A 19,970-nucleotide genomic window follows, 5' to 3' on the forward strand; every position below is an offset into this window, starting at 1 on the left:
AAATGACTAAAACGAAAACCTAAAATTAAACTTCAACCAAATCAGGATACTTTTCTTGATACTTGACAAAGAAATCGCCGATTGCTTTATATGCTTTTTCAAGAATTTGTTCATTTGGTAAAAACACAACTCTAAAATGTTTAGTACCCGGAACCTGTCCAAATCCACTGCCAGGCACTACTACAACTCCTGTTTCTTTAATCAACTCTGAGACAAAATGCGCATCCGGTTGTTTCATTTCTAATTTTGGGAATGCATAAAATGCACCTTCAGGTTTTACGCAAGAAATTCCCGGAATTGCATTTAACATTTCAACAGTTAAATCTCTTCGTTTGGTAAGCTTTGCCATTGCTTCAACAAGGTGTTCCTGATTTCCTTCAAGCGAAGGTTTTATTCCATATTGCTCAGGATGATTTGCAGATAATCTTGCGCGCAATATTTTATTTATTGCTTCAATGTAGTCAGCAAGAACTTCTTTTCTTCCACTTACAATGCCCCATCCGATTCTAAAACCTGGGACCATATAATTTTTAGATAACCCGCCAAATGTAATACAGGAAACATCTTTATTTAATGATGCAATTGAAATATGTTTTTTTCCATCGAACAAAAGTTTGTCATAAATTTCATCAGCAAAGATTATAAGATTATGCTCAAGTGCTACATCAACAATTTGCTGTAAATTTTCTTTTGTGTAAAGAGAACCTGTTGGATTATTTGGATTGATAAGCACAATAGCTTTAGTCTTATCATTTATTTTTGATTTTATGTCTTCAATATCTGGTAACCAGCCGTTTGATTCATCCAGATAATATGGATTTTCCATCATCTGAAGTTTGCTTGAGATTGCTGTGTAAAGCGGATATCCTGGAGTTGGTGTAAGTACATTTTCACCGTCGTTTACGAGAGCAGTTAAACAGATATCAATAGCTTCACTTGCGCCAGTGGTTACAAAAATATCATGAACATTTGTAATCCCTTTTCTTTCTGCTTCTCTTTCAATTGCATCAACAGCATCTTTAATTCCTGATGAAGGTGCGTACCCATTAAGATTTTTTAACATCGCCTGATATGTTGCATCAACTAGATGTTTTGGTGGAACAAAATCATAAAGATTTGGGTCGCCGATATTTAAGTATAACATTTCTTTTCCAGTTTTAGCAACTTGATTTGCAAGTATAACAATATCTCTAACTGCATATGTAATGTTATTTGTTCTAACTGCTGGGATAATTTTTGAATGCATTATATTTCTCCAAATATTCTTTTGATTTACTTATTAAACTTAACAAAATTTTTTATGATTGGGATAAGAATTTGAGATAGATTGATAAAAATCAACAATAATTAATAATTTCTTTTTAACAAAAGAAGTGTAAAATCATCATTGTAAATATCGGAAGTACTGAAATATTTTGTAGCGGATATTATCTCGTCAACCATTTTTTGAGGTGATTGAGTAGTATTTATTTCAAAGATTTCAATCAATCTATCTAATCCGAATTGATTTTTATCTTTACTAAAAACCTCAACAACTCCATCTGTGTATAAAAGTATCTGATCATTTTTATTTAAAGTAATCTCAGAACTTTTGAACTCAGCATCTTTTAAAAGATTTAAAGATGGACCGCCGCCTTCTAATAAAGTTGTTGTATCATTATCCCACAGTAGTGCAGGATTATGACCGCAATTGCAATAAGTAAAAGTATGAGTTCTGTGATTTAGTATGCCATAAAAAACTGAAATAAAATCCCGCTTACGCATAAACTCAGAAACTTGCTCATTCATAAGTTTCATTATTTCACGTGGCTCGGAAAAAAGTTTTGCATTGTAACGAAGCAGTGCACGAAACGCTGCCATAATTAAAGCAGCCGGAACACCATCGCCCGAAACATCAGCGATTACAATTGCCAATCTATTTTCATCTAGAACTATATAATCAAAGTAATCCCCTCCAATTTCATAAGCCGGAATACAAACACTCGCAAAATGATAACCCTCAATTTCGGGTTCAGAATTCGGTAGCAAACTTAGCTGCACATCTTTAGCTAGTTGGAGCTGTTCTTCTATTTTTTTCTTTTCAATTATCTGATAATGAAGTAAAGCTTTTTCAATAGATATTGCAGAAGCTTCAGCAAAAAAGTTTAAGACTTCAATATCAGCAGGATCAAAGGCCGCAAGTTTATCACTTTCAACATTAAGTGCACCGATGGTTTTTCCATCACGTAAAATGGGAGAAGTTATTTCAGATCTGGTTTCTTTTCTTCCGGGTATGTAACGTTCATCTTTTGTTACATCATTAAGAATAATACTTTTTCCCATTTTGATTGTCTGCCCAACTATTCCTTTACCTTCCATAAGCATACCATCAGATTCTAATGGTAAGTTTCCAAATCCACGCTGAACCATACTTGCAATTTTTTGTCTGGTTTGATGATAGCCCGGATGATTAATATCTTCGCTAAGAATAAAAATTCCTGCTGCATCATAATCAATTACATTTGCCAGCATATCTAAAAGCAGATTAAGTATTTTATCAAGATCCAGCGTGCCCCGAATTTTATTAGATATATTACGAAGCAGCTTATACTTTATTTCTGCTGTTAATTCAATTTTATTTTTCATCTACTAGATTGGATTAATTACTGATGTAAATTTAGCTGATAGTAATTTACATTCAAACAAAAAATAGCCCCGAAATAACACGAGGTTAATTAGTATTCTGAAAAACATCAGTTCAGCAAAATCTTTATACCGATTTGCCGCAACAGATTAGCTAAAGACTATCATTATTTTGATTTTATAATTCCGCTTCCCTCGCCAAAAAATCCTGTTCGCTCATATATATCATCGGAATATATTAATCCGTCAGCAAAATTTTTCATCCCATCTATAACATCACCTTCTCCTTTGCCAACGATGGAAACGTTTTCTGTCCATTCTGATTCGCCTGTCTTAGTTCTAAAACCGGTAAAGCTGCCTTCCCACAAGCCATCAGGATAATCGTCCGGTACCATTGACCATTTACCGTGCGTAGGTCCTTCCCCCGTATTGAGGTTAAATCTGAAATTTATGGTTATCAATAAGTTTCCTTTTACTAAAGAATTGTCGGCTTCGAACCTGGTTAGCGCAACCCTATCTTTTACAATAAGGTTTTGTCCTACAATTTTTTCTGTACCGGGATCAACAAGGCCAAGGATTGTAATATTGGCGTTATAGTCGGTTGTTGTTACTTTTTCCAGTGAACTTACTGGCTCATTTGGCAGTTGGGATTTTTCTGAACAACCGAGAAATACAAGGCCCATAAAAGCTATTATAGCAAAGAAAATTTTTGTTGTTTTCATAACAACACTCCTTTTAGTTGGTTGATAAATATTCTCTAATATTTTTAGAGAGATTGTTCTATCTTTAAGTGGATTGAGTTAATTCTGGTTCAAAAAACTTCAGCGGAATAATCTCATCCTCTAATTTTTAACTTTGTGTTGTTTATTGGAAGACAATAAATTTCTGCACAGCATTTAGTTTATCGCTGCGCCTAAGGGGGTAAGAGATATGAATAAAGATACGATTACAACAACTAGTTACCCTAAAAGGTCCAGTGGTCAACAGTTGGAATAATTTCTTATTAAATAAAACTCTTTAGATCTTCAATGTCAAGAAAAATATTATTAAAATTTGGCAATATTAATCAATTAACAACAAACTCCTACCACTCTACTTAGCGACAGGCAGGCCTTAATTGATGGGGGTGCTCTTAAAATAAGTTAGTTTTGCTTTCACAAAATTTGTCTTTCAGACCAAAGCAGTTTGTACTTAATTTCTGCTGTGAGTTCAATTTTATTTTTCATCTACTAGATTGGATTAATTACTGATGTAAATTTAGCAGATAGTAATTTACATTCAAACAAAAAATAAAAAAGGAGCCGAAGCTCCTTAAATTATTTATTCAAAAATTTTCTAATTACTTTAAATAATTTTTCAGGTTCTTCTACCTGGGGATTATGTCCGCTTTTTTCAAACATTACAAACTTAGCTTGTGGACAATAATCTTTGTACTCAGCTTCCATCCAGGGAACAGCTACGCGATCATATCTGCCGGCATATATCAAGATTGGCATATTTAAACTTTTTAATTGTTTTCTAAAATCAAATGTTCCGATATCACTACTAACTAGAAAATCTCCATCTCGTCCAACCATTTGATAATACAATTTTGTGTTGTTGGAATTTGGATACGGTTTTCTTCCAACTCTATTAAAATTTTCTGGATTATAAGCATACAAAAATCCATATGGTACTCGACCATAAATATCCTGATGAATCTGATCGCTTGATACGGCACCTTGTTTTCTTACTTTCATCAATTCTTCCCACACTTCAGGATAATTTGTTTTTATTTCGTGATTTGAATTATCACAGTTTTCCTGCCACATTAAATAAGAATGAAATGTATTTGCTAGTATCAGATGCGACACATTTTCCGGATATTTAATTGCGTAAGCCTGTGCAACCACGCCGCCATAAGAATGCCCTAAAATATTGATTTTAGTGAAGCCCAAAGACTTGCGCAATCCTTCCAAATCTTCAACGTCTCTTTCTAGAGTATACTCAGTTACGTTTCTTGCTGTATCAGATTTGCCTCGCCCAAAAGCATCAAAATAAACTAATGTGTTGGTTGTTGATAATGAATCAAAAGCTCTAAGGTAACTATGTGCATTACCCGGACCACCGGCAATAAAAAATAACGGGTCTCCATTACCAAAACTAACTGTCCAGATTTTTGCTCCGTTTACTTCATAATATTTTCCATCAGTTTGACTATCAGGAAAGTTTTGAGAATATATTGTTATAGCAAAAATGAGTAAAAGAAAAGTTTTAAATAATGTTTTCATAAAGCGCCTTGTAAATTTTTAATTTCATCCCTGGCTTGTCTTGCTAAATTTACCAAATTCCAGTAAGGAGGAGTATATCCGTTTTCATTTTTAAATTTATTAGCAAGATCTATTAATTTCAGTTTTATTTTATCGTGAGTTTCGGAATACTCTACATTTTTTAATGTTGCCTCAGCACTCATACCTTCTGGCACAGGGCCGACTGAGCCAAATAGATTTAATATCATACTATAAAGTTTTGTCACTCTGCCGACTGGTAAAAGATACCAATCATATGATAAAACCTTACCGCTATCAGCTTCTTCCAACATTACATCCGTAACTGCATTATCCAAATGATCTTTATATAGAGTTTCCGGATCTCTCCATTCAGCGACAACAGAAAGTTTCGGATCATACTCAAGATCTGAAGGCTCCTCTGTTTCAAAATACTTAACACCGAATGCGGCTAGCCAGTTTCTTGCACCTTTAGTTGAAATGTTTGATAGACCAGTCCATAGCGTTATTCCAAATTTCTTATATGATGATGATGCAACTTCTGAGCAAAATTGTTTTTCTGATTCGTTAGTATTCATTTCAAAATCATAAGGAATATGTTTCTGCTTAGCCTCTATTAATGCAAATTCTGCGGCTTTGTGTGGAAGCATTGGATCTGTTTTTATTAAATCGGATCTCAATCTTAGAACCATAATTCTAAGCTTTATGTCTTTAAGATATTCCTCTAATGATGAAATTACGACTCCTCTTTCAATATGCGATTCAATTATTGAAATCGCTTTTGTTTTTTCATCGATATGAACTAATGCTATGTGCGAAAAATTTCCCGGATAATCATTCCCTCTTGCAATCAATGCTGATGTAGGAGCGCCACCACGAGAAACTAAAATATCTCCGCTGTGAACTTCCTCACCTAGTATTGCGGCTGAGGGAGTAATCGATGGTTCATCAATTCCTTTGACTAAAGGTGCTACTTCTCCGCTTGGTAACTGAAGTATTATTTCTTCAATTGCAGTTCTGTTTCCATAAAGCAAACGATAAAGTGTATTTCTAGCATCAGTAGAATTCATATCCCAGTTTCTGGATTGTTCTTTTACAACCTTTCTTAATTGAGAATAAAAATTTACGTAGGCAGGAAAATATTGATTGCAAACGGGAATAAGCGGGGCTGATTGAAAAATATAGTTTTCAAGTGCTGCAAATTTTTCATCTGATGGTTTTAAATCTTTATCGGATATTTCATTTAGAATTTTTTCAGAACTCAAAAATAATGAATCGATATGAGGTTCTATTTTATCACAACCTTCAGAAGCGGCGTTTATGAATGTCCTTTCTAATTTATTCCACACACTATCCTGATTCCAGATAAACGGTTTTTTATTTCCTTCAGGAATTATCGAATTATTCTCTACAGGAATTAATAGTAAAAGATATAGTAATGCGATTGTAGAAATTGAAATGAGGATCTTGGGATATTTTATTTTTATAGATTTTATTTTCACATCTAAAATTTAAGAAAGAGGTGTTTTAATTACTAAATATTAAAAAAGTCCTACCTATCATTTTCATCCAGATAGTTTTTCCTGTGCTAAAGAAATTTTTTATAATTTAGGATATCATTTCGAAGTTTAGCATTAAATAGTATTCTTTTTCTAGATCAGAAAGCTTATTTTTATTTAAATAAAAAATGAAAGATCAAGTGCATGAAAAAAATAATATTCTTCTTATTTGTAGGACTTTTGTTAGCATCCTGTAATGTTAAAAAAGAGCAGTTCACAATAACAGGAACTATTGACAGCAAAGATTCTGTTATGATTTTTCTTCAAAAACGCGGAATCGATGGTTGGGAAAAACTCGACTCGACAAAAGTGCTTAACGGTAAATTTAATTTCACCGGATCAGTCGTTATGCCAGAGATGTGGTATTTAACAATGGACGATAAAAAAATATCCTTTCCTCTTTTCGTAGAGAATTCCGATATTAATGTTCAGCTTTATCCGGACAGTATTGATAATTCGAAAGTAATTGGATCATCTTCACAAGATATTTATAAGAAATATGTGGATATGAATGATACCATAATGAAAAAAATGGAAGATGTTTATAATGCGTGGAAAGCTGCAAAAGAAATAGGCGATACTGCAGCGATGAAAAAAAATGATTCAATCAGTGAAGACCTCGATAAGGAAACAAAGGATCAACTAGTCTCTTTTATAAAATCGAACAACAATACATCAGTTTCACCTTATCTAATAACTCGCAATTCTTGGCGGTTTGATTTGCCCGAATTACAGAAGTTAATAAGCGTGATCGACACTAAATTAAAAGCTTCCACATATTATCAGGATATCGAAAAACGAATTGGGTTACTACGTGCAACAGCAATTGGTCAAATTGCTCCAGATTTTACGCTGAACGACTCCACTGGAAATCCTGTTTCTCTCTCATCACTAAAAGGTAAAATATTGTTAGTTGATTTCTGGGCAGCATGGTGCGGGCCTTGCCGAGCAGAAAATCCAAATGTTGTTAAAGCTTGGAAGACATATAATAAAAAAGGATTTGATGTACTTGGTGTTTCATTTGATACCAATCGCGATAAGTGGCTAAAGGCTATTAAGGATGATAAATTAACATGGACTCAAGTTTCGGATCTAAAAGGCTGGGGTAATGAAGCTGGTAAACTCTATGCAATAAATTCAATTCCAGCCAACGTTTTGCTAGACAAGGATCAGAAGATTATCGCCTCCAATTTACGAGGTGAGGATCTACTAAAAAAACTTGAAGAACTTCTTGGATCAGTATCAGCGTCAAAATAAAATATTTATTTGTGATCGTTTAATAGAATCCCTGCAAAAACTGATTGATCTCAATATTTATTTTCTACTTTAAATGCAAAGAAAAAACCCTGATACAAAGGTATCAGGGTTTTTATTAAGGAATGTTAATCAAATTATTTCAATAGAATCATTTTCTTTGTTTGAACAAAATCACCAGCCTGTAGTTTATAAATATATGTTCCGCTTGCCAGTCTGGAAGCATCAAAGTTTATTTCATATTTTCCTGCGGCTCTTTGTTCATTTGAAATCAGCTCTGCAACCTCAGTCCCAAGTATATCATAAACTTTTAAGGTTACATTTGCATTATTAGGAATGCTGAAAGCAATTCTTGTACTTGGATTGAAAGGATTAGGATAATTTTGATCCAAGTTATATTCACTAACTTCAGCAATCTCACCTGTCTCACCCAAAATTTTATTCATATAATCATCAGCTTCTTTACCAAGTATTTTTGGAAGCTGAACGACAGCACCATTTGCCAAAGCTACAAATATTCCGAATGGTTCACCGTTTTGATTTGCAGAAGGATTTAAAAATCCTGATGCAAAAACTACAGCAGAATTTCCACCAAGAGTTCTTAGGTCTGCATTATAAACACCTACTAACTGAAAAGGATTTGTTGTATAAATTATTACCCAGTTTCTACTAGCAGGAAGGCTTACATAATTACTAACGTCACCATAAGATATATTAGAAAGACTTAAACCGAATAAAGAACGGATATTTACAGCAGGGGCATCGGTTGAACCGTGAACAGCAAACAAATCTACTTTACTATTACTGTTAGCTTCTTCACGCGCGTCAGCTTTTGCAAATAGAGTAAATGATATATCTCTTCCATTTGGATTTGGGGCAAATCCGCTTGGATTTACCACGCCATTAGCTAAAGCCACATATGTCTTGCCGCCTTCAAAAGTAACAGCAAAGTTTTTAATAGTATCAGCAGCGGAAGTACTATTACCGGGTGCAACCCCGATATTTAGCGAAACTCCTGCAGGAACATCAACATATGGAGTAGCAGTTCTGAAAGCAAAATTATCAAGTAACAAACCTCCATTAACATAAACATCTACTTCACTTGCGATTGGATCAGCAGCATTATGAATTATCTGCAATCTTGCTGTAGTAGGAGCTGTGTAAGGTGGTAGCTCGATAACATCTCCCGTTGGTAATGCAGCAAACAATCCAAATGGAGCACCATTTTGATTTCCAGAAGGATCCAGGAATCCGGATGCAAATACAACTGCAGCACCGCCACCAAGACCAGTCAGGTTTGCTTCGAATGTTGCAACTATTGTGTTATTATCATTTGCAGGTGTAATATCCAATAAATATGATGAAGCTGGAACTCTGATGTAATCTGTAAAGTCGCCATAAGCAGCGTCCTCAACAAGTTTACCAACATTTCTTGCTATCACATCCACAGCAGGGGCGTCTGTTGAGCCATGTAAGACAACAAAATCAACTTTGTTATTATACTTACCAGATTCTTTTATTCCATCTTTTGCAAAAAGTGTAAAAGCTATACTTCTTCCGTCTGGGTTTGGTAAGAATCCTGAACCTACAACTCCATTAGCAACTGCTACATATGTTTTACCATTTTGCAAAACAACTGGAATATTTTTTATCGTATCACTTACAGATGTACTATTTGCAGGTGCAATTCCAATATTTAACGTAACTTCTGCAGGAACTGTTACAAAGGGCGTTGCAGTTCTAAAAGCAAAGTTGTCTAATAAAAGATCTCCATTTACATATACATCGACTTCATTTGCCAAAGGATCTGCAGCGTTATGAATAACCTGAAGTTTTGCAGTAGGAAGTATTTGCGGGAATTCAACTACTGTTCCATTAGGAAGAGCTGCAAATAATCCGAATGGCGCGCCATTTTGATTTGATGAAGGATCTAAAAATCCGGAAGCAAATACTACAGCAGATTTACCACCAAGACCATTTAAATTAACATCAAAAGAAGCAACTACAACATTACCATTATTGCCTGGTGTTACTTCTAAAGTATATTCTTTAGCTCTTAAACTTTTGTATTTATAAATCTCAGAATAAGTTAAATTATTGATCAGTTTTCTTTTTCCCCAGAAGTCAGCGCCATCAACTTCTATTTCTTCTTCAGAATTTGATAGATTTGCGTTACTTACATTTAATGATGGGGAATTCGAAGGATTCTTAACCCAGATATCAACTGTTGGGGCATCAGTTGCGCCGTGAACGGTAACAAAATCCACTAACCAATTAGCAAGACCTTGTTCTCTAATTCCATCTTTTGCAAATAATGTAAATGAAATAGGCTTGTTATCAGGATTAGCAGCAAATTGAGTTGGATCTAAAACTCCATTTGCAACAGCTATGTATGTTTTGTTTGGACTAAAAGTAACTTCAAAATTTTTAATTGTATCAGCTGCCGAAGTGCTATTCGGAGGTGCAATACCAATGTTAATAGTCTCATTAGCGGGAACATCAATAAATGGTGTTGCCGTCCTAAATTCAAAATTATCAAGCGCCAAGTTACCATTTAAATAAACATCTACTTGATTAGCAGCAGGATCTGCGGCATTGTGAATAACTTGTAATCGTGCTGTTTGAGCATTTGCTGATATAAAACCAGCTAGAATTAACATGGTAAGAAAGAATTTTTTCATTTTTGATCTCCTTTTATTGGTTATTGATTATAGGTCTTAACAGAAGCACAACCACAAAAGTTCCAATAAATAGTAAAAAATTAATCGGATTTTTTAGGATAGTAATTGTATTACATGGCTCGAATTTTTATTTGCCAATAAATATTATTACAGGCCTTTAATAAAAATAAATTCGCGCTATTAACGATAAAGGAGGAGCTATTGGAACTAAAATTTGAATAAAATGTTTTAACTATAAATAATTAATAAACAGAAATGTGATGAACCATACGAAAAGAAAATACGATGAGAAAAATTTAAGTGCAGTAAAAATAGATCTGGTTCTGTCAGTTATATTATTTCTGGTTGTGGCATTTGTCTGCTTAAATTTTAGTTTACATTCCCCTGCCAGATTTAGTTAGCAGGGGTTTATTTTAATAGTAATCAAAAATTACTTCAGCAACATCATTTTCTTTGTTTGAATAAAATCTCCAGCTTGGAGTTTATAAATATATGTTCCGCTTGCCAGTCTTGAGGCATCAAATTTTACTTCATATCTGCCCGCAGCTTTTTGTTCATTAAAAATCAGCTTTGCAACCTCGGTCCCAAGTATGTCATATACCTTTAAACTTACATTAGCATTGTTAGGAATGCTAAAATAGATTTTTGTACTTGGGTTAAATGGGTTTGGATAGTTTTGTTCAAGTATATCTTTAGTGGGAATTGGATTTGGATCAGGATCTACATCCACAACATTTGTGGTGTCGCCATAAAGAATACCATTTATAACACAGCCTTTAAGTATGCTCTCACTTCCCCCAAATTCATTAAAATAGGTTCTTGATAATCCAAATCCTTTTACTAATGTGTGAAAACAACTACAAGGTAAATTTTCCGAATACATTCTCTCATATGTATCAATGCCTAAATAATTAGTTGGGTACTCCTCTTCAAGAGTATAAAAAGGGTTTTCCGGATAAGTTGGATGAAAAATTGCATCACCAACTTCGGCATTTAAGTTATGAAAGATATATTCACCATTTAGTTCTTCCCAGTAGCGATAAATAAAACCGGTTAAAGAGTCCACACGTAAAAACATTTTAGAAGGAAAAACCAGTAATTGATATCATTTTCATTAACAACAAAATACTTTTTATTATTTATCAAAGTATCTTTAACTATTTCCATATAGCTAGTACCCGCAAATTAATAATCGACTCCTCCCCAGTATTCATACCAGATTGATCATAAGCCCAATGTTTACCACTGGCAAAAGGATACCATCCAAATTCTTCTCTAGAAAATGGAAGTGATTTAATAATTATAATCGAATCAACAGTAATTTTAAATATTCTGTTCTAGAGGCAGCATAAATAATCTCAGAGTTTGGTTTTTTGTATATACCAATTAATTTACTTGGTAATGCTTTGTATTCTGTAAAAGTATATCCGTTGTTAAGTGATTTATAAATTCTTCTTCCATCGGCTAAGTAAACAACTCCCGATTGTGTTGAATCGATTGCAATATAGATTTTATTTTGGCTGTAAAATGTTTTTGTCCATGTAAAAAAACTACCCTTATTGTTTGAAACATTGAACGAATAGCCGCCATAAGTTTTGTTAACTCTATAAACATGGAACTGATTGACATCGTATAATAACTTTGAATATTGATCAAAGATAACTAGTGCTGTATCTGATAATTCTCCATTCCTGCAAAAATTACTATTTTCATCAAATCCAAACATTACTTCATCATCAAAATCTGCTAATGCAATCGGGATAAAGTTCACAACAGCAGGAATTGAATCTAATGGAAAAGTGTAACCTCCATCCCAGCTTCTTATTTCTCCACCACCATCAAAGACAAAGACTTTTAATGGATTTTGCTTTGAAATATCAATTCTATAAAAAGGACTGATAAAATCCAAAAACTAAAGAATCAATTCTCGCAATATATGATCCATAATCAACATAAATTAGATCCCCAACATTTATAAAGTTTGAAGTATCACCAGGGAAAAACTCAAAATCTGCAACTGATTTAATATCAGCACCAACGGGATAGATAATTGAATGCGCATCAATTATCTGTTTTTCATAACTGCTCTGAACATTAAACTTATAAACAGGATTGTATATATATTGATCAGAACCAAATCTATATAATAAAATAGTTTGTGCATCAGGGCTTTCAATTCCATCTAAGGAATGAAATTGTTGCGGAAATATGGAAGTGATTAAACTAATAACTAAAAGAACTTGAACTAACTTTCTCATAAAACCTCCCAAAAGAGTCTTTTAAACTTAAGAAATGGTTTAATAGAAAGGAAAGAAGTAACAGACTAAATATTTCTTTGTCTTAGTATTTCGAAAAGGAGTACACCAGTTGCAACAGAAACATTAAGTGATTGGATTTTCCCTTTCATCGGAATGCGGACAAGATGATCACATTTATCTGCAGTAAGTTTTCTAATTCCTTTTTCTTCATTTCCAACAATTACAGCAATAGGAATTTTATAATCAACTTTAGTGTAATCTTTAGCACCTTCAAGATAAGAGCCAACAATCCAGAATCCCTTTTTCTTTAGTTCATCGATTGTTTGCGCAAGATTATTTATTAGTGTAATCTTAACATGTTCGCTTGCACCAGCAGATGTTTTAACAACTGTTTCATTTATCGGAGCCGAATTGTTTTTTGTAATTATAATACCGTCAACACCGCTGCAGTCCGCACTGCGCAAAATTGCACCAACATTGTGTGTATCCTGTATCGAATCTAATATTAATAGAAGCGGGTAGGCAGCTTTTTTTGATTCATTAATAATCTCGTAAAGATCATAATATTTTTGTTCGGATTTTGATGCCGCAACACCTTGTGCGATTTTACTTTGTGTTATCTGTCTGAATTTTTCAAACGGAACCTGGTTTACTTTTATTCCTTTTTTCTTAGCAGAAACTCGAATCGCTTCGATTATTCCGCCTTCCTGCCCGAATAAAATAAAAACTTGCGAAACTTCTTCATCAGAATTAAGTGCTTCTAAAACCGGTTTTCTTCCAATTATCAGACTCACTTGCTGTATTCCTTTGAGTATGTGAATTTATCTTTATCAACTTCGAAAGTGCAGAATTTACTATTATTCTTTTTATCGGGAAGAAATTCTTTTATAATCAAAATCTCTTTTTTGAAAATATTAAAATCTACAATTGCGCTGTTAATACTTCCGTCCTGTTTAATAATATTAATTGTAAACTCACCAAACAAATCTTCAAAATCAATTTCTACATTTGCTGGTTGAACTTTTGCCATATAATCGTTCAATGCAGTTAAGCCAAGTAAACTAATATCAATTACTTTTTTTTCTTTGCGAGCTTGTGCAGTGATTTTATAATTGAGAAATGAGAATATCTTTAATGTTTCGAACTTAAATCTGTATTGTTGTTTTCCCTTTACACCATCTTTATGAAAATAAATTTTACAGTTAAACTCAATTTCGGTTTTCTTTTTTGCGGGAGTAGCTTTTTTAAGTTTGTCTATATTCTTTTCCCGTGCTTTGGGAATTTGTGGAACTTCTTTTGGTTTTTTTAGAGCCATTAACTTTTAAGTAATGATTTTAGTTTATCAAGGTCATCAATTTTAATTAATTGTTGTTCACCATTAGAAAGATTTTTAACATTTAATTCGCCGCGTTTGTATTCATCACCGCCAACAAAAACAACGAACTTTGCATTGAATTTATTTGCTTCTCGCATTTGCGCTTTAACACTTCTGTTTAAATAATCGTAATCACAGCTAAATTTTTCTCTTCGTAAGTTTGAGGCGATGTTTGCGACTTCAAGATCAAGTTCTGCATCAATTCTTATTAAATAAACATCAATAGAGTCATTTTGTAAATTTAATGCTTTTTCATTTTCACAAGCTAAAAGAATTCTTTCCATTCCTGCTGCAAAACCCACGCCGGGAGTTGCTTTGCCGCCAAGTTCTTCAACTAGTAGGTCGTATCTTCCGCCGCCGCATAAAGCACTTTGCGAACCAACACTTCCGCTAACAATTTCGAAAGTAGTTTTTGTGTAATAATCTAATCCGCGTACAAGTGCTGGATCAATTTCAAATAAAATTCCAACTTTAGCAAGATATTTTTTTACGACATCAAAATCATTTTTACTCTGTTCGTCAAGATAATCGATTAATAAAGGTGCATCTTTCATAATCTGCTGATCAACTTCAATCTTGCTGTCGAATATTCTTAAAATGTTCGTCTCAAATCTTTTTCTGCTCTCTTCTGATAACTTATCTTTTTTATCTTTTAAATAATCACGCAAAACATTTTTATAATTTTCTCTTACTTCAGGAATTCCAAGCGAATTAATTTTTACAATTAAATTTTTTAATCCAAGATTTTTTAAGATATGATATGCAACCTGGATCATTTCAGCATCAAGTAACGGTGACGTACTTCCCAATGCTTCAGCGCCAAACTGATGAAATTGTCTAAGTCTTCCAGCTTGTGGTCTTTCCTGTCTGAACATCGGACCGATATAATACAATTTATTTAAAGATTGCTGAGCACCTAGCGATTGCTCGACAAATGATCTTACAACTCCCGCAGTATTTTCCGGACGTAAAGTTATACTTGTCTCACTTCTATCTTTAAAAGTGTACATCTCTTTGCTAACAATATCAGTTTCTTCCCCGATTCCGCGAGCAAACAATGCAGTCTCTTCAAATATTGGAGTGCGAATTTCTTTATAGTTAAATAATTGAAATGTATCCCTAAGTAGCTTTTCAAGATATTGCCATTTTACAATATCAGAAGGTAAAATATCTTTTGTTCCGGTTATTGCTTTAATCATAGATGTTTTAAATGTTTGTCACACTGAGCGAAGTCGAAGTGTGATGGATTTAATAATTAATAGGAAAGTTCATCCTTCCTCTTCGCTCAGGATGACAACGGAACTATAATTCTAAAAAGTGTTCTTCTTCTTCACCGAATAGCTTAACAATTTCATCGGCATTATTGGCTTCCAGTAGCCTATGTCTAAAATCATCTTTATTCATCAAGCGTGAGATTCTGCTTAATAATTTTATGTGCGTGCTTATCAAATTATCCTTGCCAACAAGCAGAAAAATTAGTCGAACAGGATTACCATCAAGTGCATCATAATCAATTCCATCTTTAATTTTTCCAAAAGCACCAATTATTTCCTTAACAGCATTTGTTTTGCCATGTGGAATCGCAAATCCTTTTCCAACTCCTGTTGACATAACTTTTTCACGATCAAGTACAGCGGATCTTACTTTTTCAATATCTTCTACACGGGGATCATTTTTAAACAGATCAATCAGCTCATTAATAATCTCTTCTTTTGATTCACCCTGTAAATCAGAAATAATAAATTCTGGTTTTAATAGTTCACTTACTTTCATTTAAACTCGAATTGAATTAATAAGGTTATCAAATAATACGTTTTATCTAAAAGGCAATTTACCAATGGAATGATAGTTTTACAATGAGAAGTGCAAATGAAGTATAAAATAATTAGTTCATCATTGCTGTTAATCGAACGAAAGCATTCTTTGCAAGCTCATAATTTGGATTTTGCTTCAAAGATTCTGCATAAGAATTAAGCGCCGAATACCAATCGCCGCGTTTTTCATAAATTCTCCCAAGATTGTAATATGGAAAATGACGCGGCTCATAATCCGGTGCTTCAATAGCTTTTTCTAACCAATATATTGCTTCATCAAATTGTTCGAGGTTTATAAGATAAGATCCAATATCATTGTATGGATTTCCAAAATTTGGATCTAGATCGATTGCTATTTTACATTCGTCAATTGCCTCTTCAAACTTGCCATTTAGACTGAATGCCCATCCTAAAAAAGTATGCGCTTTAGGCGTAGGATAGTAATCAATTGATTTTTTGTAAGCATCAATCGCCTCTTTAATATTGCCAATCATATGAAGCTGATAGGCTTTATTAAAATACTCAACAGCTAATTCTATTTTATCTTTATCGACCATTTTATTTCATTACTCTTTTTGAACTTTTTGCATAAATAAACAATTCATACCAAAAATTCAATTTTGAAATTTAGTGCGTGATTATAATCATAAAATCGTTTCTTTATTATCGAGTTTTTACTGAAATATTTTACCCCAAAAATAATTTGCCTGAATGGAACCATTTGTTTGTCTTTTTAGTTTTTATTGATGTAATAATTAAAAGGAAAATCATGAAAGAAGGTCCGGTAAGATTAGCGGAATTTGAAAATGATGATAACAATCATTTTTTAAGTTCGATTGAGACTCCAATTCGTAGTGATGCTTTTGAAATAGATGATGAATTAAAGATTGAGTTAATTGAGAAAAAGTTTAAAGAAATTATGGAAGTTCTTGGACTAGATTTGACAGATGATAGTTTGAAAGACACACCAAAAAGAGTTGCAAAGATGTACGTTAAAGAAACTTTCAGCGGATTAAATCCCAAAAATAAACCAAGCGTTACATTATTTGATAACAAATATAAATTCACAGAAATGTTGGTTGAAAAACATATTTCTGTTTACTCTTACTGCGAACACCACTTTGTTCCGATAATTGGCAAAGCACATGTTGCATATTTTTCCAGCGGTAAAGTTGTTGGCTTATCAAAGATAAATAGAACCGTCCAGTACTTCGCTAAACGTCCGCAAGTGCAGGAAAGATTAACTGTTCAAATTGCTAACGAATTGAAGGATATGCTTAAAACTGAAGATGTTGCTGTAGTAATAGAAGCTGATCATTTATGTGTTGCCTCACGCGGTGTGCAGGATGTTAACAGTTCAACAATTTCCTCTAGTTATCACGGTAAATTTTTAAATCACCATGTACGCGAAGAATTTTTAAGATATGTTTATGACGGGAAAAGATAATAAAATAAAATTATAAGTCTCACACTGAGCGCAGCTGAAGGGTGACGAATGATTAATGAAAAGTCATCCTTCCACTTCGCTAAGGATGACTTTTGTTAATTAAAGCAATGCCCTATTTCCTACCAACAAACTTCTTTCCATCTTCACTTAAATTCTTTGCATAAATTTCAGGATTCTTTGCAAATTTTGTATCGCAACCGGGGCAACAGAATGCGTAGACTTTTCCATTGTACTCAACTGTTGGAGAATCTGCTTCAACTTCATTTCCTTTTACGGGACAGACTTTATTCCATGGATCTTTAGAAACCATTTCTTTATTGTCATCAAGTTTTTGAACTTTATCTACTTCCACTTTTTGATGTGGATCTTTTAATTTTTTTTCTGTTTTTTCTTGTGCGAAACTTACTAAGCTAACACAAAATACAACTGCAAAAACGAACATGAATTGTTTTAACATTTTTTATCTCCTTTTTATTTAAAGAACACTTAATCTTAATCCAAAATAAAATTTAGCTCCATCTATAGGACCCCAAATCATTGATGCATCAAAATAATTTCCAAAAGGGTCATTTGATGCAATGATAGGATTTGATTGCTTATAGTTAGTTAAATTTTCTACTCCAAGATATAAATCCACAATATCAATCTTTTTTGTTATCTGAGCATTTACAATTAAGTAAGCGGGAAACGTTTCTTGTCTTTGATACTGAACAGGATTTTGCTTTGTACTTGGAATTCTTCCATCACCATTTAATAAAAACGATGAATCAAACACCCAACTATTTTCTTTTGCTGCATATGATAAAGTTAGTAAACCTTTGTATTTACTTGATAACGGTTTAATTAAAAGTTCATTTCCGTAATTTGATTTTACATCAGTGTATCTGAAAGCAGCAGAAACATCAAATCTATCAATTGGCTGATAAGCTAGTTCGATCTGATAATTATTGGAATAAGATTTTCCATTTAAATCATAAAATCTTACTTGTCTAATATCAGAATCAACATCAACCAAAGTTTGCTTTAGAAAATCAGTTCTGTAAAATTCTGCAGTAACTCTTAATTCACGATCATTAATAGAAATATATCTCGTAAGATTCAATCCATAATTCCAAGCTTCTTCGTATGATGGAATATTAACGATAATAAACTCACGTGAACTTGCCAGATAATTTAAATTTTCCGCAAAAAGATTTACTGATCTAAATCCTTTTCCGGCAGAAGCTCTTAGAATTGTGTTCTCGTCTATATTATATTTTACGTGCAATCTTGGAGTAAAGAAAGTTCCATAAAGATTGTGGAAATCAAATCTGATTCCCGGAACAATAGAAACTATATTTGATGGTGCAAAAGTATATTCCGCAAAAACTCCCGGTCGAGATTCATTTCGAGTATAATTTAATCCATCAAATGATTCTCTATAATTATCGTAAGCAAAACTTCCGCCCATAGTAACTGAATGAATATCATCAGCACTTTTAGTTTCAAAAAGTAAATTAGCATAAAAAGATTTTTGGTTTCCATTGTATCGTCTTAATCCCAACAATGAATTTTGATCGTGCCATTGAGCATTTAAAATTAATCCGATACTTGAGTAAGCTTCATCATCAAATACGTAACCATTTTTTGCAAACACTTCATATCTTTTAGTATCGATATTTATGTTGTATGGAGTTGTAGAATTATTTGAACTAAAATCAGAAACCTGTCCGCCTCTGCGTTCTTCATTTAAAAACTGCACACCCAATTGAGATTCATATCCTTTAAATGATTGATACTTCCATCTATTTATAAAATTAAACTGTTTAACATTTGGCTGATCTCTGAATGAATCATTATTATCATCAATAGTTTTTAGATTAAAATCAGCGTGGGCAAGAATCATAGTGCTTAAGTTTTCATTTAAATGAGTAGCTGCGTTTGCGTTAAACTCAGTTTTATAATGTGAACTTTGAAAAGCATTAAAATAATATCGCTCAAGATCATCAGGTTTTTTGTACTCAAGATTTATTTGCCCTGTAATAGATTCATATCCATTAACAACCGAAGCTGCACCCTTGGAAACACTGATTGAAGTCATCCACGGACCAGGGATATAACCCAGCCCAAATGTTCCACCAATGCCTTTTAAAGTTGGAATATTTTCAAACAACATTTGATTATACAATCCTGGTAAACCCAGTAATTGAATTTGTTTTGCACCTGTCACCGCATCCTGAAATTGCACATCAACAGATGCGTTAGTTGTAAAACTTTCTGAAAGATTACAACAAGCTGCCTTCAGTAGTTCTTTTGATGTTATCACCTCAGTATTCTTTGCATCAAATTGATCAATAAATTTTGAAAGTGATGTGCCGGTTACTACAACTTCTTTGAGTTCTCTGTTTACAGCTAACACTATTTCTATACTGTCTTGATCAATTGGAATTTCCAGAGTATCCTGTTTGTACCCAATATAGCTTATAATAAGATGCAGGTGATCGGATTTAATTTTCATTAAATTAAAAACACCATCTAAATTTGTTGTTGTGCCAATTTGTGTTCCTTCCCAAAAAACATTTGTCCCGATTAGAGGAACCTTTTCATTTTTATCATCAAGTTCATAAACAATTCCCTTTAAATTCTGTGCAATTCCCGCAAAGGAGAAAAGAAGAATAAAAAGAGAATAAATAATTAATTTCATTGTTATACCA

18 protein-coding genes are annotated in these 19,970 nt (G+C 33.2%); 2 read left to right on the forward strand and 16 right to left on the reverse strand.

Features of this window, described 5'->3' with window-relative positions:
- Positions 1 to 25: 25 nt before the first annotated feature.
- The 5 genes from IPJ23_09075 to IPJ23_09095 all read right to left on the reverse strand — a co-directional run bounded on the left by IPJ23_09075 (position 26) and on the right by IPJ23_09095 (position 6,391).
- Positions 26 to 1,246, reverse strand: a complete 1,221-nt coding sequence (locus IPJ23_09075; protein ID MBK7630843.1) for an aminotransferase class I/II-fold pyridoxal phosphate-dependent enzyme — start codon at positions 1,244 to 1,246, stop codon at positions 26 to 28.
- A gap of 101 nt (positions 1,247 to 1,347) precedes the next feature.
- Positions 1,348 to 2,625: a SpoIIE family protein phosphatase gene (locus IPJ23_09080; GenBank protein ID MBK7630844.1), complete on the reverse strand. Its 1,278-nt coding sequence runs from the start codon at positions 2,623 to 2,625 to the stop codon at positions 1,348 to 1,350.
- A 164-nt stretch (positions 2,626 to 2,789) separates the two neighbouring features.
- Positions 2,790 to 3,344 (reverse strand): hypothetical protein, encoded by a 555-nt coding sequence (locus IPJ23_09085; GenBank protein ID MBK7630845.1) that lies wholly within the window; start codon positions 3,342 to 3,344, stop codon positions 2,790 to 2,792.
- Positions 3,345 to 3,938: 594 nt separating this feature from the next.
- The gene (locus IPJ23_09090; GenBank protein MBK7630846.1) at positions 3,939 to 4,892 is read right to left on the reverse strand and encodes an alpha/beta fold hydrolase; all 954 of its coding nucleotides are present in this window, start codon (positions 4,890 to 4,892) and stop codon (positions 3,939 to 3,941) included.
- Positions 4,889 to 6,391, reverse strand: a complete 1,503-nt coding sequence (locus IPJ23_09095) for a hypothetical protein (protein MBK7630847.1) — start codon at positions 6,389 to 6,391, stop codon at positions 4,889 to 4,891. Before IPJ23_09095 ends, IPJ23_09090 begins: the two co-directional genes overlap by 4 nt.
- 201 nt (positions 6,392 to 6,592) lie before the next feature.
- On the opposite strand from IPJ23_09095, the gene IPJ23_09100 reads away from it, so the two are divergent.
- A complete protein-coding gene (locus tag IPJ23_09100) occupies positions 6,593 to 7,705 on the forward strand; it encodes an AhpC/TSA family protein (protein MBK7630848.1) in 1,113 nt (370 codons plus the stop codon).
- Positions 7,706 to 7,839: 134 nt separating this feature from the next.
- Here IPJ23_09100 and IPJ23_09105 read toward each other — a convergent pair whose 3' ends face one another.
- The 9 genes from IPJ23_09105 to IPJ23_09145 form a co-directional block, all read right to left on the reverse strand.
- Positions 7,840 to 10,383, reverse strand: coding sequence for a DUF4397 domain-containing protein (locus IPJ23_09105; GenBank protein MBK7630849.1), 2,544 nt, complete (start codon positions 10,381 to 10,383; stop codon positions 7,840 to 7,842).
- Positions 10,384 to 10,813: 430 nt separating this feature from the next.
- Entirely contained in the window at positions 10,814 to 11,266 is a 453-nt protein-coding gene (locus IPJ23_09110) for a T9SS type A sorting domain-containing protein (GenBank protein ID MBK7630850.1), read from the reverse strand.
- A gap of 417 nt (positions 11,267 to 11,683) precedes the next feature.
- A complete protein-coding gene (locus tag IPJ23_09115; protein MBK7630851.1) occupies positions 11,684 to 12,292 on the reverse strand; it encodes a hypothetical protein in 609 nt (202 codons plus the stop codon).
- Positions 12,267 to 12,641, reverse strand: coding sequence for a hypothetical protein (locus IPJ23_09120; GenBank protein MBK7630852.1), 375 nt, complete (start codon positions 12,639 to 12,641; stop codon positions 12,267 to 12,269). The genes IPJ23_09115 and IPJ23_09120 overlap by 26 nt, the downstream gene beginning before the upstream one ends.
- Before the next feature lie 65 nt (positions 12,642 to 12,706).
- Entirely contained in the window at positions 12,707 to 13,435 is a 729-nt protein-coding gene (gene rlmB, locus IPJ23_09125) for a 23S rRNA (guanosine(2251)-2'-O)-methyltransferase RlmB (GenBank protein MBK7630853.1), read from the reverse strand.
- Positions 13,432 to 13,956: a hypothetical protein gene (locus IPJ23_09130; GenBank protein MBK7630854.1), complete on the reverse strand. Its 525-nt coding sequence runs from the start codon at positions 13,954 to 13,956 to the stop codon at positions 13,432 to 13,434. Before IPJ23_09130 ends, rlmB begins: the two co-directional genes overlap by 4 nt.
- Complete coding sequence (locus IPJ23_09135; protein ID MBK7630855.1) at positions 13,956 to 15,215, reverse strand: histidine--tRNA ligase; 1,260 nt, start codon at positions 15,213 to 15,215, stop codon at positions 13,956 to 13,958. The genes IPJ23_09130 and IPJ23_09135 overlap by 1 nt, the downstream gene beginning before the upstream one ends.
- Before the next feature lie 103 nt (positions 15,216 to 15,318).
- Positions 15,319 to 15,789: a PTS sugar transporter subunit IIA gene (locus IPJ23_09140; protein ID MBK7630856.1), complete on the reverse strand. Its 471-nt coding sequence runs from the start codon at positions 15,787 to 15,789 to the stop codon at positions 15,319 to 15,321.
- Between the two features lie 112 nt (positions 15,790 to 15,901).
- Entirely contained in the window at positions 15,902 to 16,387 is a 486-nt protein-coding gene (locus IPJ23_09145) for a tetratricopeptide repeat protein (protein MBK7630857.1), read from the reverse strand.
- Between the two features lie 212 nt (positions 16,388 to 16,599).
- Here IPJ23_09145 and folE point away from each other — a divergent pair, with 212 nt between their 5' ends.
- Positions 16,600 to 17,277: a GTP cyclohydrolase I FolE gene (folE, locus tag IPJ23_09150; protein ID MBK7630858.1), complete on the forward strand. Its 678-nt coding sequence runs from the start codon at positions 16,600 to 16,602 to the stop codon at positions 17,275 to 17,277.
- 112 nt (positions 17,278 to 17,389) lie between these two features.
- On the opposite strand, the gene IPJ23_09155 is transcribed toward folE, so the two are convergent.
- Positions 17,390 to 17,587 carry a YHS domain-containing protein gene (locus tag IPJ23_09155; GenBank protein MBK7630859.1) on the reverse strand — a complete coding sequence of 66 codons (198 nt, stop codon included), beginning with the start codon at positions 17,585 to 17,587 and terminating at the stop codon, positions 17,390 to 17,392.
- A gap of 165 nt (positions 17,588 to 17,752) precedes the next feature.
- Positions 17,753 to 19,960, reverse strand: coding sequence for a TonB-dependent receptor (locus IPJ23_09160; protein ID MBK7630860.1), 2,208 nt, complete (start codon positions 19,958 to 19,960; stop codon positions 17,753 to 17,755).
- Positions 19,961 to 19,970 lie beyond the last annotated feature (10 nt).

The sequence above is a fragment of the Ignavibacteriales bacterium genome, assembly GCA_016709765.1.
Lineage (GTDB): Bacteria > Bacteroidota > Ignavibacteria > Ignavibacteriales > Ignavibacteriaceae > IGN3.